Genomic DNA, 15,005 nt, shown 5'->3' on the forward strand with positions numbered 1-15,005 from the left:
TTTATTATTTATTTACACATTAAATCTAAATAATACTACATCTCCATCTTTCATTACATAATCTTTTCCTTCAATTCTAACAAGACCTTTTTCCTTAGCAGAAGTCATATTTCCACCATGAGCCATTAAATCATCAAAAGCTATTACTTCTGCCCTAATAAATCCTCTTTCTATATCAGAGTGAATTTTGCCAGCTGCTTGAGGAGCTAAAGTACCTTTCTTTATAGTCCAAGCCCTAGATTCCATCGGTCCTGCTGTTAAAAAGCTCATAAGTCCTAATAAGCTATAAGATGCTTGTATCAATTTATCAAGACCAGATTTATCAACACCCAGTTCATTTAAAAATTCTAATTTTTCATCATCATCTAATAATGAAATCTCTGCTTCAATCTGTGCACTAACTACAACTACCTCCGCATCTTCAGTAGAAGCAAAATCTTTTACTTTAGCTACATAAGGATTTGTGCTTCCTCCATTTGCTAGATCTTCTTCCGCTACATTTGCTACGTAAATAACAGGTTTTGAGCTTAGAAGATTAAAGGATTTGATGATTTCATTTTCCTCATGAGATAATTCTAGTGTTCTTACGGACTTACCTTTTTCTAATGCTTCTAAAGCTTTTTGAATAAGTTCTACTTCTGTACCTAGAGATTTATCACCTTTAGCTGCTTTTTTAGTTTTTTCAAGTCTTCTTTCTAGAAGCTCCATATCAGAAAACATTAGCTCTAGATTTATAGTTTCTATATCTCTAAGAGGGTCTATATTTCCATCTACATGAACTACATCTACATCTTCAAAACATCTAACTACATGTACTATAGCTTCTACTTCACGAATATGTGATAAGAACTTATTGCCAAGTCCTTCTCCATTGCTTGCTCCCTTTACAAGTCCTGCTATATCATAAAATTCAATGGCAGTTGGAACAATTTTCTTTGACTCATAGATTTCTGCTAATTTTTTAAGTCTATCATCTGGTACTGCAACTACACCTACATTTGGTTCTATAGTACAAAAAGGATAGTTAGCAGATTCTGCACCAGCTTGGGTTATTGCATTAAAAAGCGTACTTTTTCCTACATTTGGTAGGCCTACTATTCCAAGTTTCATTTTATATTTCCTTTCTATAATAAAAATATTATATTAATCTTTCCCTAAATAAAAAAATACTTTACAAAAAGAAATTATACAGTAAATATGCTATAAGTGCAATGATAGATAATAAAATGACTCTATCTTTATTAGATATTCATTTTACTTCATTCATTACCATTTTCTACAAGTTGACATAATATTTAAAACACTATAATATATCAACATAGGTTATTCTGTAAGAGGAGAGGATTTTGGTGAATATAAAATCTATATATATGAAAAAATTCATATTTTCAGTTCTTATCTGTGGTTTAGCATTTAGTATATTATCTGCAGCCCCTCAGGCAATGGCTAAGTCAATTGAAAATCAAGGTAAAAAGGTTATAGGATATTATACTTCTTGGTCAGCTTATTCAGGTTTTACACCAGATAAAGTTGATGCAACTAAATTAACTCATATTAACTATGGATTTGCAAATATCAGTGAAGATTTAAAAGTAATTTTAGGAGATTCCTATATAGACACTTCTAATATAAAAAAATTAAATGAACTTAAAAAGACTAACCCAAAACTAAAAATATTAATATCTATTGGAGGGTGGACATGGTCTGATAAGTTTTCCGATGTGGCTTTAACGGACAAGTCTAGGAACAATTTCGCAAATAATTGTGTGGAATTTATTAAAAAATATGGATTTGATGGAATAGATTTAGATTGGGAATATCCAGTAGCTGGAGGAATTTCAACAAATAAGAGTAGGAAAGAAGATAAACAAAACTTTACTCTTTTACTTAAAACAATACGTGAAAAACTAAATGTACAAGGTAAAAAAGATGGAAAACATTATGTATTGTCTATTGCAGGTGGAGCAGGAAATATGTATATCGAAAATGTTGAATTATGGAATATTCATAAATATATAGACTTTGCAAATATAATGACTTACGATATGCATGGAGTTTGGGACAAATATACAGATTTTAATGCACCCTTATATATAAACAATTCTTCTCCAAATTATGTTAAATGGAGCATAGATTCTGCAGTAAAATCTTGGATAAATGCAGGATTTCCTAAAGAGAAAATTGTTATGGGAGTTCCTTTTTTTGGTAAGCAATATAATATGGTAAACTTATCAGCTAATGGATTATATCAGACTTATAAAGGAGGTTCATCTATTAGTTATGCAGATATAGTTTCAAAATACTTAAATAAGCCAGGAGTTATAAAATATTATCATTCAGAATCCATGGTTCCATGGCTTTATGATGGAATTAATTTTATATCATATGAGAATGAAGAATCTATTGAACATAAAGGAGAATATATTAAATCAAAGGGACTAGGTGGAGTTATGATTTGGGAATTAAGTAATGACCCAAATAAAATTTTATTGGACAAGTTAAATAAAAAATTAAAATAATATTATTTATTATAGAACCTAGGATTTGTACATCCTAGGTTTTTTCTATGGTTGCGAATAAATATAAAAATATGTTATATTATTGGAAGTAATAGAATTAGTATTATATTTACTGAGAGAGGATGTTGTTTTTGAAAAATACAAAATATCTGCCTATAATTTCAGCAATTATATATTCTACCATATTTGGATTTTCCTTTATGTTTTCTAAGATAGGATTAGAAGTTATGACACCAATAGAATTAATTGCTTTCAGATTTTTATTAGCAGCATTAACTATGACTGCATTAAAGGTATTTAAAATTATTAAGGTAGATTTAAGGGGAAAGAATATTAAAATGGTTTTGCTGACATCATTTTGCGAACCTGTATTATATTTTTTCTTTGAATCTATGGGAATAAGTATGACATCTTCATCAGAGGCAGGTCTTATGATTTCCTTGATACCTGTATTCGTAGCTATTTTTAGTATGATATTTTTACATGAAAAACTTAATCTATATCAGTTAGGATTTATAGCATTATCCGTAGGGGGAGTTGTTTTCATAAATATAATGAAGGATAGCTTAAGTTTATCAGGTAATTTTTTGGGAATTATATTTTTGTTTTTAGCCATAATTGCATCTTCCTTTTATAATATTGGATCAAAAAAGTCATCAATGAATTTTACTCCTATTGAGATAACTTATGTAATGATGTGGATAGGAGCTATTTCTTTCAACATAATACTAACAATAACTAATTTAACAAAAGGTACAATGAAAAATTACTTTACACCATTAGGAGATAGTCAAGCCCTAATTCCCCTATTATATTTAGGAATTTTATCATCAATAGTTGCATTTTTCATGGTTAATTATACTATATCTAAGATACCAGTATCACAGTCTGCAGTTTTTGCTAATCTTTGTACCATAGTATCTATTTTAGCTGGAGTTCTTATACTAAAAGAAGAGTTTTTCTGGTATGATTTTATTGGAGCTATTATGATACTTATGGGAGTATGGGAAACTGTATATTTTGGAGATAAGGATAATGAAGAAGTTTTAACTCAAGGAGAGTTACTAGAAGAATAGTATTATGGAAACTATAATAATTAATGAATTTATATGGAGTGATAATAATGGAGGAAAAGGACAATGGTCTTAAAGGAACCGGTTGTGAAATATTGGTTCCTTTTAATGAGAGAAAACCATTAGTTGATATAGAAAGAAGTATTATAAAGACATATAGAAAACATATATGGGCAAAATTTATTAAGGCAATAAAAGAGTATGAACTAATACAAGACGGTGATAGAATAGCAGTAGCCATATCAGGTGGGAAGGACAGCCTTCTTATGGCAAAACTTTTTCAAGAGTTATACAAGAATGGAAATAGGAATTTTGAATTAGAGTTTATAGCCATGGATCCAGGGTATCATTCAGAGATAAGGGAACTTTTGGAGGATAATTGTAAATATTTAAATATACCAGTTCATATATATGATGCAGATATATTTCAAGTTGCAGATAGAATAGCCAATGATTACCCTTGCTATATGTGTGCCAGAATGAGGAGAGGCTCTTTATATGGTAAGGCAAAGGAATTAGGATGTAATAAACTTGCTTTAGGTCATCATTTTAATGATGTTATAGAAACCACAATGTTAAATCTATTATGTGCTGGTAGTTTTAAAACCATGTTACCTAAACTAAAGGCTCAGAATTTTGAAGGACTTGAGTTAATAAGACCGTTATATTTAATTGAAGAGTTGTACATTCAAAGGTTTATTCAAAATGCAGGAATATGGCCTTTAAACTGTGCTTGTATGGTTGCAGCTAAAAAAATTGGAAATAAGAGGTATGAAATAAAGGAGTTAATTGAAAATTTAAGGAAAGACTTTGTAAATGTTGATATTAATATTTTTAGAGCGGCTGAAAATGTTAATATGAATGGGATATTAGGTTGGCAGGAAGATGGAGAAAAACATTCATTTTTAGACGAATATTAAAATTATAATTATTAAGGGGGCATTAATAATGAAATTAATTTCTTGGAATGTAAACGGGCTTCGTGCTTGTGTAGGAAAGGGATTTCTAGACTTTTTCAAGGAAATTGATGCAGATATATTTTGTGTACAGGAAACTAAATTACAAGAAGGACAAATAGATTTAAACTTAGAAGGATATTATCAATATTGGAATTATGCAGAGAAAAAAGGGTATTCAGGAACAGCAGTATTCACCAAGGTTGAGCCAATAGATGTATCTTATGGTATAGATATAGATGAACATGATAATGAAGGTAGGGTTATTACCTTGGAATATGATGAATTTTATCTAGTGAATGTCTATACTCCAAATTCTCAGAGGGAATTAGCAAGATTAGATTATAGAATGAAATGGGAAGATGCCTTTAAATCTTATTTAAAGGGTTTAGAGACGGGAAAACCTGTAATTTTATGTGGTGACTTAAATGTTGCTCATAAAGAAATAGATTTGAAAAATCCTAGTACAAATAGAAAAAATGCAGGTTTTACTGATGAGGAAAGAGAAAAGATGACTGCATTATTAGAATCAGGATTTATTGATACCTTTAGACATTTCTATCCAGATAAGGAAGATGCTTATACTTGGTGGTCCTATATGAGACAAGCTAGAGATAGAAATGTAGGCTGGAGAATTGACTATTTTATAGTATCAGAAATCCTTGCAGATAGAATAAAGTCAGCGGCTATACATTCAGATGTAATGGGTTCTGATCATTGTCCAGTGGAGTTAATTATATGAAAAAAACAATCATTGCCATAATTAGACTTTTTATAGGTTATTTTGTATGTGCTGTAGGTATGGTGATGACTATAAATGCAAATTTAGGAGTTGCTCCATGGGATGTATTTCATCAAGGAGTGGGAAATGTTTTTAATCTTCCTATAGGAAGAGCAAGTATAATTGCGGGGCTTATAATAGTTATAATAGATGCATTTCTAGGACAAAATATAGGTTGGGGAACAATCTTCAATATGCTAGTCATTGGAATAATTGTTGATTTTCTAATGATTAATAGATTGATTCCTATTTTTGATGCTTTTTTACCTAGTTTGTTAATGATGTTTTTAGGTATGCTTGTCTTAGGATACGGCTGTTATATATATATTGGTGCAGGCTTTGGTGCAGGTCCTAGAGATGGACTTATGGTTGCCTTGACTAAAAAAACAAATAAATCCGTAAGGTTTGTGAAGAATTCAGTAGAGATATTAGCCATAGCTGTGGGCTATTTTTTAGGAGGGTCAGTAGGTATAGGAACTGCTATAATGTCCATAGCAGGAGGATATTTTTTTCAGTTTGCTTTTAAAACAGTTAATTTCAATGTAGCTGATGTGAAACATAGATATATATCTGATGATATAAGGTTTATAAAAGAAAGATTAATAAAAGCACAAAAGGAAGAAATTTAAATTTCTTCCTTTTGTGTTTGTTAAAGGTATATTATTTGGTTTCTGTGATTAATTTCCACAATATTAGTATTTATATTATCCATTTTGTGGATAAAGTCTTTCGTCGTACTAAAGTTATCCCCAAAATGCATTGGTATTAAATATTTTGGGGATATTTCATTGATAAAGTATTCAGCTCCTAGACTAAAAGCATTTTCTAATCTAGGGTCTACAGGAAAGAAGGCTATATCAATGGGAAAGTTTTTAATCTTAGATATTTCTTCTTTGAAATCTTTTTCCATATTTAACTTTTCTTCCTCAGTATCTTCTTCCCAATACCACCAGTTTAAATCTCCTGCATGGAAAATATTTATATTATCTATATTAACAAGAAAAGATACGCCCATATCTGTAGAGCCAAAGGTTTTTATTTTAACTTCTTCTAATTCCAATTCTTCATAGGGTGCTATGCTATAAATATTTTCATCCTTATCTTTAATTTCTATATCTGAGCTTAATATATAATTTATGCCTTTATTCTTATTTCTCCATTTAAAGATTGTAGGATTAAAATGGTCTTCATGGGAATGTGTGGCAAAAACTATGTTTTTTTTATTTTTTAAAGAAATATCTCCCTTATAATAATCAAATACTAAAAACAAATTTTCTGTTTCTACAGTGAATCCACTATGGAATATATGCTCTATTTTTATATTTAACCTATTCATATAATCAGCTCCTAACTAAAAATCTCTATATAAAATGATACCCCTTCTTTTTCATTTATAGCAAAGATATTGGAATTATGTGATTTTACTACTTTATATGCTATTGCTAGTCCTAGACCGAATTCACCTTTATATCCTTTATTAAATTTATTAAACATTGTCTTTAAAAGTTTTTCTTCAATAGCTGGTCCATCATTCCATATTTTTAAAATAGTTTTATTATCAACCTTTTTTAAAGAAATAAGAATTTTACTATTTGCATATCTCATTTGATTATCTAATAGATTCTCTATTACAATTTTCCATTGCTCTACATCTCCTACTATAGATATGGGCATAAGGTCTAATGACCAATTTATATCTGCTCTATGCCAAGAAAATCTATCAACAATATCTTTAATTAAAGAATCAAGTGAGAAATTGATTTTATCAATTTCATGATTAGACAAGTAATCTAATTTAGTTAAATATAATAAATTTTTAATCTTTTTTTCCAGTCTTTTGGCTTCATCATCTATTGTATCTATAGAATCTTCTAAAGTACCTTTAGGGTATATCCCATCTTTAATTGCTTGGGTAAAAGATTGGATTACCATTACTGGAGTTTTTAATTCATGAGATACATGTTGTAGGAAAGATTGTTCTGCTTCATCTTGACGTATAAGCTGTTTTCTAAGATATTCAATGGAAAAACCTAGCTTTCCTATTTCATCTTTTCGATTTAATTCTATAGGTTCATTCCATTCATTATTTGCTAATTTTCCTACTTTTCTTTCTAAATCCACCAATGGTCTAGATAAATATCTTGATAATAATATGGCTGGAATCCAGCTAAATAAAAATACTAATCCCATAAGATTGATAAGTTTTTTAAATAATGTTTCAACTAAATCTTCTCTATAAGAATCACTCATATAAGAAACAAGAAAAGCATCACGACCTAATGCTTTACCCTTTGAAATAATATAAAATACTTTTCCCCCATCTATATCGCCGCTATATTCTTGACTGACATTTTCTTGAGTAAGAGCCTCTTGTTGAACTTTTTTCAAGAAATCTGTTGGAAGTTTAGAGCTTATTATAACTTTATTATCATCATATATTATAAAATGTTTTACAGTTCGTATATTTTCCAATACTTGTTCATCTTTACCAAAGAAATCTGACCCTATATAGTCTCTGTATATATTACTATCAAATTGATTAAATACTAAATCCTGAGCAGAATGAATAGAAGCATAGATTTCTCTTGTAAAAAAATCTCTTAAGGTAGAAGGAAGTATGAAGGCTAACAGTATAGAAATAGATAAAGTAATCATAGCGATAACAATCCAAATTTGAACGGCTAATGGATAATTTTTCATGATTTGTTCACTCTATAACCATAGCCATAGACAGTTTCCACGTCTAAGTCAGGCATTTTCTTTCTAAGCCTTCTAACTAAATCATCTACAACTCTATCAGAGCCAAAATAGTTATTTCCCCATATATGATCTAAGATTTGTTCTCTAGATAATGCTATATTAGGATTTTTAGCAAAATATATTAAAAGATCATATTCTTTTGAAGTAAGATCAATTACTTTTTCTTCAAGCTTCACTATTCTACTACTATCATTGATTATATAAGGTGGAAGATTATATATATGAGAGATATTAGTGTTAAATCTATCAAGAATATTTCTAGCCCGAATTACCAATTCTCTAGGCAGAAAAGGCTTAGGTAAATAATCATCACTACCTAGTTCAAGACCTACAACTCTATCAATATCAGCATCTCTTGCAGAAATAAATATAACTGGAATATTGGGGGTAGCTGATTTTATTTCTTTAATTAATTGGTAGCCGTCAATATCTGGAAGCATAATATCTAAAATCCATAAATCAGGAGGGCTTGTTATTGCCTTTTCTGCATCTTCACCATTTAAAAATGAAGATACATTCCAACCTTCTTTTTTTAAGTATGATGTAAGAATTAAATTTAAATTTTCATCATCTTCTACTAAATATATTTTATAGGACATGTATATCACCCCATTATAGAATTCCTTTTACTAAGAATATTATAACAAATATATAAAAGAAAAACTAAATTACACAACAAAAACATAATTCTACCATATTATTTTCATAATATAAGGTTAAAATTAAGAATAAGAAATAAAGAATAATGGATAATTTAGAAAATAATTAGAAGATTAACCATTAATTATTTTCAATGCCTTATATTTTTAATTTGTTTTTCATATATATTTAAGCTGGGTAAAGATAGGTTTTAATAATTTTTATAGTCAATTGTAAATTGTCAATTAAATAAAATGGGAGGTAATATTATGGATGAAAATAAAGAGTTTAGGACAGAAGAAAATTATAAAATACCAGAGGATATTTATATTTACAGAAGTTATGAAGAGAAAAATGAGCCCAAGAAGAGATCCTTTAAAGGGAGCTTCATTTCCTATATAGCCTTAGCATTAATAGCATCAATTGTGGGAGGATTAACTTCTTCTTATATAGCACCAAATTTATATGGGAAAGTATTACCTAATCCAAAGAACAGTCAGTATACAGCATCTCCAGTAAATATTACAACTAATGATGATATAAATACAGTATCTGCTGTTGCGAAAAAGGCAATGAGTTCAGTAGTGGGTATAACTTCTGTAGAGGTACAACAATTTTTCTTTTCTCAGCAGGAAGTAGAAGGAATAGGGTCAGGAGTTATAATAGATAGTAATGGATATATTCTTACAAACTCCCATGTAGTAGGAGATGGGAATGCTAAGTCTATAAATGTATTATTTGAAAATGGAGATAAAAAAGAAGGTAAAGTATTATGGAATGATAGTATATTAGACCTTGCTGTAGTTAAAGTAGAGGCTACAGGACTTCCAGTAGCTACTTTAGGAGATTCAGATAAACTGGAGGTTGGAGAGATAGCTGTAGCCATAGGAAATCCATTAGGGTTGGAATTTCAAGGGTCTGTTACATCAGGTATAATATCTGGACTTAGTAGAACTATCCAAGTGGGACAGAGTAATGTAATAGAAGATTTAATACAAACAGACGCATCTATTAATCCAGGTAATAGTGGAGGACCGCTTCTAAATAGTAAAGGAGAAGTAATAGGGATTAATACAGCTAAGATAAAGTCAGCAGAAGGATTAGGATTTTCTATACCTATAAACAAAGCAAAGGTAATAGCCGAAGAAGTAGTTAAGAATGGAACATACAAAACTGTGTATATGGGAATAAAAGGAGTTTCAGTAGAGGAGTATCAATATAGATTAGGAATAAAACTATCAACAGAAAAAGGTGTGATTTTATTAGAAGTAGGGCAAAATACTCCTGCATCTAGAGCAGGTTTATTAAATGGAGATATAATATTGAAAATAGATGATACAGAAATATCAACTATGAATGAATTGAAAAAGGCTCTTTATAAATATAAACAAGGAGATAAAGCAACATTAACAGTTATAAGAAATAATACAGAAGAAAAAATTGATATAGAGTTTACAGATTTAAACTAAAAATAGCCTATGGGTAGTCCCCCTTCCCATAGGCTATTTTTTTATTTATGAAAATATTTTCATAAACCACATTAAATAAGAAAAGTTTTTACATTGGTTGATATATATGAGAGTGATAATATTTAGATAAACAATAAACTAAGGAGGAATAAACATGGATTATTTAAAAATTGCAAACAGTTTTCCCATGTGGCTAGCAGCAGGTCTAGCAATATCTTTGGCATTATTTCAAGCGATTATTTTTGCTAAGAAATCTTATAGTACAGGAAAGGAAATAGGACTTACAGAAGAACAAATGAAAAGTGCAATAAAGAGTAGCTTTATTACATCTTTAGGACCTTCATTTGTAATTTTAACAGGACTTTTATCATTATTAGTAACAGTAGGAGGACCTATGGCATGGATGAGATTGTCTTTTATAGGTTCAGTAATGTTTGAAATGATGGCTGCAGGCTTTGGAACAGAAGCAGTAGGAGTCAAGATGGGAATAGATCCAATGACTAATATAGCCTTTGCAAATGCAGTTTGGACCATGATACTTGGATCCCTAGGATGGATAGTATTTTCTACACTAACAGCAGATAAAATGGAAAAAGTTCAAACTAAGTTTTCAAAAGGAGATAAGGGTTTACTAAGCATAATATCCATAACAGCTATGTTAGGCTCTTTTGGTTCGTTGGTATCAGGACATTTAATGGCAATGAATAAAAATACTATTGCAGCCTTAGCAGGTGGTGCAATCATGCTTATATTATCTCCAATAGCAGAAAAAAAGAATATTAAATGGCTTAAAGAATGGGCTTTAACCATAGCGTTGTTTGGTGGAATGATAATAGCAGCATTAATATAGACCTACTTATGGAGGAGGATTTTAAAATGGAGAAAAATAATCAATTCGACGGGATATATTTACCATATATAATTAAATGGGGCAAAATAACTGGTTGGCTAGGTATGTTATTATCATTTGGACCAGCCTTAGTTCTTGCAGTAGTATATAAATTAGTTCCACCTGTAAGTGCCATAATTACAGGGTTTATAGCCATAGCGTCAGCAGTAGGCGTAGTTTGGATAGTAGAACCAATATCATATTTTCCTATAATTGGAGTACCTGGAACATATATGGCTTTTATAACTGGGAATATTTCTAATCTTAGAATTCCAGCAGCGGCAGTATCACAAAATGTGGCAGGAGTAGAACCAGGTACAAAAGAGGGGACTATAATAGCCACATTAGGTATGGCAACATCAGTTATTGTAAATATTGTTATATTAGCTTTAGGAGTATTTGCAGGTGCAGCAATTTTAGGGTCTTTGCCTGAAAATGTAGTTGCCTCATTTAACTTTTTATTACCAGCATTATTTGGAGCAATATTTGTGCAATTTGCCCTTAAAAAGTTAAAATTAGCACCAATAGCATTGGGAATAGCATTAGGATTAACATTTGCTTTAAAGGTTGGAGTATTTAGTTTCTTACCAGGACATCCATCTTATATAGTTACATTAGGTGCTGTATTTGGAACTATGGCTATAGGTACAACTTTATATAAGAAAAAACTTCTATAAAATAATTATAGGGAGGGTTTAAATTGAATAAATTAGAGGTGTTAAAATATTTAGAGGATATAAGTGAAGAAGTAAAAGAGGTAAGTTTAAAGGTATGGAACAATCCAGAAACCTCTGGAAATGAAAAAGATTCTTCAAGTTTATTTAGAAAAGTTTTAAAATCTCATGGATTTGAAATAAAAGAAATAGATGGAATGGAAAATGCCTTTATTGGTGAATATGGCAAAGGCTCACCTGTAATAGCAGTATTAGGAGAATATGATGCATTGCCAGGATTATCCCAATCATTAGACACAAAGTTTAATCCAGTAGAAATAAATGGTCCAGGTCATGGATGTGGACATAATTTACTAGGAAGTGCGGCTCTAGGCTCTGTACTTGCAGTTAAAAAATATCTAGAAGAAACAAAGGCAAGTGGAACTGTAAGATTTTATGGTTGTCCAGAAGAAGAAACTCTAATAGGGAAAGTAAAAATGATTAAAGCAGGTGCCTTTGATGGCTGTGACTTAGCTCTTAGTTGGCATCCTATGAATGCAAATGTAGCAATAGATAAGGCATATTTAGCTAATAGCTCTATTAAATTTAAATTCCATGGAATATCAGCCCATGCGGCTCAATCTCCAGAGTCAGGAAGATCTGCCTTAGATGCTGTGGAATTAATGAATGTAGGTGCAAATTATTTGAGGGAGCATGTTATAGATTCTGCTAGAATTCATTATACTATAACTAATGCAGGAGGGGCACCAAATATTGTACCAAAGGAGGCTGAATCTTGGTATTTTGTTAGAGCACCCTATAGAAAGGACGTAGAAGAAATTACAGAAAGATTATTTAAGATTGCAAAGGGTGCAGCAATGATGACTGAAACAACTGTTGAATATGAAATATTAGGTGGATGCTATGAGAAATTGCCAAATAACGTATTATATGATTTAACTCATAAAAATATGGTAGAAATCGGTGTGCCTTCTTATACAGATGAAGAATTAGAATTTGCAAAAACTATTCAAGAAACTCTAGAATCCAATCTGGTAGAAGCGGAAATCAAAAAATATATAGATAGTGATGAAAAAATATTTCTTCATCAGGAAGTACTAGATAAGGACAAAGTAGACTCAGTAGTAGTTTCTGGTTCATCTGATAGTGGTGATGTATCTTGGATAATGCCTATGAATCTATTCCTTACTGCTACATGGCCATTAGGTGTACCAGCCCATTCATGGCAAGCAACATCATCATCAGGTTCATCAATGGGATTAAAAGGGATGATTTATGCAGCAGAGATTTTTACAGGAATGATGTATGATTTATTAAATAATCCAAAGCTAGTTGAAGAAGCAAAAAATGAATTTAATAAAAGAACAGAAAAGAGAAAATATATAAGCCCACTTAAATAAGAAAGCTTAATGTAAAAGGGGATTATCCATAAGGCTCAATATAATACTTTATTTATATAAAAGCCAATGGACCCCTTTTATGTTATATTATTTAAAAGATTTTGGTATAATATTAGCACAATATAAAAGTAGGTGATACTGTGGGCTTAACTATAAGAGAAATGCTCAATGCAGAATTTTTTAAGGATTTTAAATTAATAGCGGGTAACAAGGGGTTAGATAATCAAATACAAGGAATGGCTATATTAGATGCTCCAGATGGATATAAATGGACAAAGGGTAGAGAATTTGTCATATCATCAGGATATGTATTTCAACAACATCCCAAGTTGTTTGAAGATTATATAAAAACAGATATATTTACAGAAATATCAGGTATGGGCATTAAATTAGATAGATATTTAAAAACTGTTCCAGAACATATAATATCTATATTCAATGAGCATAATATACCTCTTATAAATATTCCAATGGAGCCCTCTTGGATGGATATAATGAATCAACTTAATGTTCTTGTAATGAATAAAAATATTAGACAATTTAGAATAGGAAATATTAATCCAAAGAGTTTTTCTAATTTAAGCTACCAATCAAGAAAGATAAATAAGATATTGTCACAAATGGAAGAAGAAATGAATTTTCCATCAATGCTCTATGATTTATCAAGTGAAAAAGCTTATTATAGCTCGTCTACATTTATAGAACTTATGGATGATTTTCAGATAGGAGATTTTTGGCATCCAACTATTGAAGTTACAGAAGAAATATTATGTGATAATCTTAAGATGATAAGATATAGATTTCATGATGATAAATATGAAAGACCCTATAGCTGGATTACTGTACCTATTACAGTTGGAGATAAGGTAAAAGCTTATTTTGTAGTGGTTGAAGCTACAGGACTTATTGACTATTTTGATCAGTTTGCTTTAAGAATAGGATTTCTGCTTCTTCAATCATTATATGAACAAATATTAGTAGCTCAAAGCATTGGAGATATAGGATTTGAAAAATTTATTACAGAAATTATATCTGGAAGCTTATGGGAGGATGAAATTATATCTAAAAAAGCCAGTGATTTAGGTTTGGATATAAATTTAAATTATTATTTAATTTTGATGGAACAAGAAAAAAAGGAATCCCATTTAGCTAGTTATAAAGATGAACTTAAAGAAGCCATAAATAGTAGTATATCCCATATGGAAGTTAGAATGGCCATGGTAGATGATAATAGTTGTATTTTTTTACTTCCAGCAAATAATAGGATTTCAAAAGAAGAAAACTTAGAACAAGTTGAGGAATCAGCTAAGGTTTTTAAAAGGAGAATAGAATCAAAAATTGAAAATATAAAAATGGTTTTTGGTATTTCAGATAATGAAAGTACAATATATGAAATAAAGAGAAATTATTTAAGATGTCAACAAACTATAAAAATTGGTCAAATACTATATCCAGATGAAGAGTATCTGAAATATTCTGAACTAGGAGTTTTTGCATGGATGGATATAAAGGAAGATGAAATTAAATTAATGGCAAAAGATATAAATATCTTACTTGATAATCCTGAGTATAAAGAGCTTGTGGAAACTCTAAGAGTCTATTTAGAATGTAAGATGAATTATAGCCTTGCAGCAAAACAACTTTATGTACACATAAATACAGTAAGAAAAAGAATAGAAGAAATAAATGAGCTAATAAATTTTGATTTAGATAATCCTATGAATAGATTGAAACTAGAGATTTTGCTAAAATTAATAAAATAAGAAAACTTTCATTTAAGTATTAAAAAAGACAGCTACTAGCTGTCTTTTTTAATGAGCAAAAGCATACCCATATAAAGAGTAA

The 15,005-nt window shown here is 30.0% G+C and carries 14 protein-coding genes; 10 read left to right on the forward strand and 4 right to left on the reverse strand.

Features of this window, described 5'->3' with window-relative positions; all coding sequences use genetic code 11:
• Nucleotides 1-12 precede the first annotated feature (12 nt).
• A complete protein-coding gene (gene ychF / locus BUB33_RS02760) occupies nucleotides 13-1,110 on the reverse strand; it encodes a redox-regulated ATPase YchF (RefSeq protein ID WP_072972933.1) in 1,098 nt (365 codons plus the stop codon).
• A 260-nt stretch (nucleotides 1,111-1,370) separates the two neighbouring features.
• On the opposite strand from ychF, the gene BUB33_RS02765 reads away from it, so the two are divergent.
• The 5 genes from BUB33_RS02765 (at nucleotide 1,371) to BUB33_RS02785 (ending at nucleotide 5,958) form a co-directional block, all read left to right on the forward strand.
• Nucleotides 1,371-2,519 (forward strand): glycoside hydrolase family 18 protein, encoded by a 1,149-nt coding sequence (locus tag BUB33_RS02765; RefSeq protein ID WP_132984243.1) that lies wholly within the window; start codon nucleotides 1,371-1,373, stop codon nucleotides 2,517-2,519.
• A 131-nt stretch (nucleotides 2,520-2,650) separates the two neighbouring features.
• Nucleotides 2,651-3,595, forward strand: coding sequence for a DMT family transporter (locus BUB33_RS02770; protein ID WP_072972937.1), 945 nt, complete (start codon nucleotides 2,651-2,653; stop codon nucleotides 3,593-3,595).
• A gap of 47 nt (nucleotides 3,596-3,642) precedes the next feature.
• Nucleotides 3,643-4,512, forward strand: coding sequence for a tRNA 2-thiocytidine biosynthesis TtcA family protein (locus BUB33_RS02775; protein ID WP_084725091.1), 870 nt, complete (start codon nucleotides 3,643-3,645; stop codon nucleotides 4,510-4,512).
• 28 nt (nucleotides 4,513-4,540) lie between these two features.
• Nucleotides 4,541-5,290 carry an exodeoxyribonuclease III gene (locus tag BUB33_RS02780; RefSeq protein ID WP_072972941.1) on the forward strand — a complete coding sequence of 250 codons (750 nt, stop codon included), beginning with the start codon at nucleotides 4,541-4,543 and terminating at the stop codon, nucleotides 5,288-5,290.
• Nucleotides 5,287-5,958 (forward strand): YczE/YyaS/YitT family protein, encoded by a 672-nt coding sequence (locus BUB33_RS02785; RefSeq protein WP_072972944.1) that lies wholly within the window; start codon nucleotides 5,287-5,289, stop codon nucleotides 5,956-5,958. The genes BUB33_RS02780 and BUB33_RS02785 overlap by 4 nt, the downstream gene beginning before the upstream one ends.
• A 20-nt stretch (nucleotides 5,959-5,978) precedes the next feature.
• On the opposite strand, the gene BUB33_RS02790 is transcribed toward BUB33_RS02785, so the two are convergent.
• From BUB33_RS02790 to BUB33_RS02800, 3 genes are read right to left on the reverse strand one after another with little or no spacing between them, the layout of a single operon-like run.
• Nucleotides 5,979-6,665, reverse strand: a complete 687-nt coding sequence (locus tag BUB33_RS02790; RefSeq protein WP_072972946.1) for an MBL fold metallo-hydrolase — start codon at nucleotides 6,663-6,665, stop codon at nucleotides 5,979-5,981.
• 11 nt (nucleotides 6,666-6,676) lie between these two features.
• Nucleotides 6,677-8,029, reverse strand: a complete 1,353-nt coding sequence (locus BUB33_RS02795) for a sensor histidine kinase (protein WP_072972948.1) — start codon at nucleotides 8,027-8,029, stop codon at nucleotides 6,677-6,679.
• Nucleotides 8,026-8,688 carry a response regulator transcription factor gene (locus tag BUB33_RS02800; RefSeq protein WP_072972950.1) on the reverse strand — a complete coding sequence of 221 codons (663 nt, stop codon included), beginning with the start codon at nucleotides 8,686-8,688 and terminating at the stop codon, nucleotides 8,026-8,028. Before BUB33_RS02800 ends, BUB33_RS02795 begins: the two co-directional genes overlap by 4 nt.
• Nucleotides 8,689-8,997: 309 nt before the next feature.
• Here BUB33_RS02800 and htrA point away from each other — a divergent pair, with 309 nt between their 5' ends.
• The 5 genes from htrA (at nucleotide 8,998) to BUB33_RS02825 (ending at nucleotide 14,923) form a co-directional block, all read left to right on the forward strand.
• The gene (gene htrA, locus BUB33_RS02805) at nucleotides 8,998-10,197 is read left to right on the forward strand and encodes a serine protease HtrA (protein WP_115322205.1); all 1,200 of its coding nucleotides are present in this window, start codon (nucleotides 8,998-9,000) and stop codon (nucleotides 10,195-10,197) included.
• A 154-nt stretch (nucleotides 10,198-10,351) separates the two neighbouring features.
• A complete protein-coding gene (locus BUB33_RS02810; RefSeq protein ID WP_072972953.1) occupies nucleotides 10,352-11,047 on the forward strand; it encodes a DUF5058 family protein in 696 nt (231 codons plus the stop codon).
• A gap of 26 nt (nucleotides 11,048-11,073) precedes the next feature.
• Nucleotides 11,074-11,763 carry a hypothetical protein gene (locus BUB33_RS02815; protein WP_072972955.1) on the forward strand — a complete coding sequence of 230 codons (690 nt, stop codon included), beginning with the start codon at nucleotides 11,074-11,076 and terminating at the stop codon, nucleotides 11,761-11,763.
• A 23-nt stretch (nucleotides 11,764-11,786) separates the two neighbouring features.
• Entirely contained in the window at nucleotides 11,787-13,160 is a 1,374-nt protein-coding gene (locus BUB33_RS02820) for an amidohydrolase (RefSeq protein ID WP_072972958.1), read from the forward strand.
• Nucleotides 13,161-13,300: 140 nt separating this feature from the next.
• On the forward strand, nucleotides 13,301-14,923 hold the full coding sequence (locus BUB33_RS02825) for a PucR family transcriptional regulator (protein WP_072972961.1): 1,623 nt from the start codon (nucleotides 13,301-13,303) through the stop codon (nucleotides 14,921-14,923).
• The last annotated feature ends 82 nt before the right edge of the window (nucleotides 14,924-15,005 follow it).

Origin of the sequence: Tissierella praeacuta DSM 18095, from assembly GCF_900128955.1 — a bacterium.
GTDB classification, from domain to species: domain Bacteria; phylum Bacillota; class Clostridia; order Tissierellales; family Tissierellaceae; genus Tissierella; species Tissierella praeacuta.

What these genes read in the sequence shown, in the direction of transcription:
- BUB33_RS02775 (WP_084725091.1), top strand. Translation starts at nt 3,643, where the DNA reads ATGGAGGAAAAGGACAATGGTCTTAAAGGAACCGGTTGTGAAATATTG.
- BUB33_RS02810 (WP_072972953.1), top strand. Translation starts at nt 10,352, where the DNA reads ATGGATTATTTAAAAATTGCAAACAGTTTTCCCATGTGGCTAGCAGCA.
- BUB33_RS02795 (WP_072972948.1), bottom strand. Translation starts at nt 8,029, where the DNA reads ATGAAAAATTATCCATTAGCCGTTCAAATTTGGATTGTTATCGCTATG.
- BUB33_RS02815 (WP_072972955.1), top strand. Translation starts at nt 11,074, where the DNA reads ATGGAGAAAAATAATCAATTCGACGGGATATATTTACCATATATAATT.
- BUB33_RS02780 (WP_072972941.1), top strand. Translation starts at nt 4,541, where the DNA reads ATGAAATTAATTTCTTGGAATGTAAACGGGCTTCGTGCTTGTGTAGGA.
- BUB33_RS02800 (WP_072972950.1), bottom strand. Translation starts at nt 8,688, where the DNA reads ATGTCCTATAAAATATATTTAGTAGAAGATGATGAAAATTTAAATTTA.
- ychF (WP_072972933.1), bottom strand. Translation starts at nt 1,110, where the DNA reads ATGAAACTTGGAATAGTAGGCCTACCAAATGTAGGAAAAAGTACGCTT.
- BUB33_RS02790 (WP_072972946.1), bottom strand. Translation starts at nt 6,665, where the DNA reads ATGAATAGGTTAAATATAAAAATAGAGCATATATTCCATAGTGGATTC.
- BUB33_RS02785 (WP_072972944.1), top strand. Translation starts at nt 5,287, where the DNA reads ATGAAAAAAACAATCATTGCCATAATTAGACTTTTTATAGGTTATTTT.
- htrA (WP_115322205.1), top strand. Translation starts at nt 8,998, where the DNA reads ATGGATGAAAATAAAGAGTTTAGGACAGAAGAAAATTATAAAATACCA.
- BUB33_RS02765 (WP_132984243.1), top strand. Translation starts at nt 1,371, where the DNA reads ATGAAAAAATTCATATTTTCAGTTCTTATCTGTGGTTTAGCATTTAGT.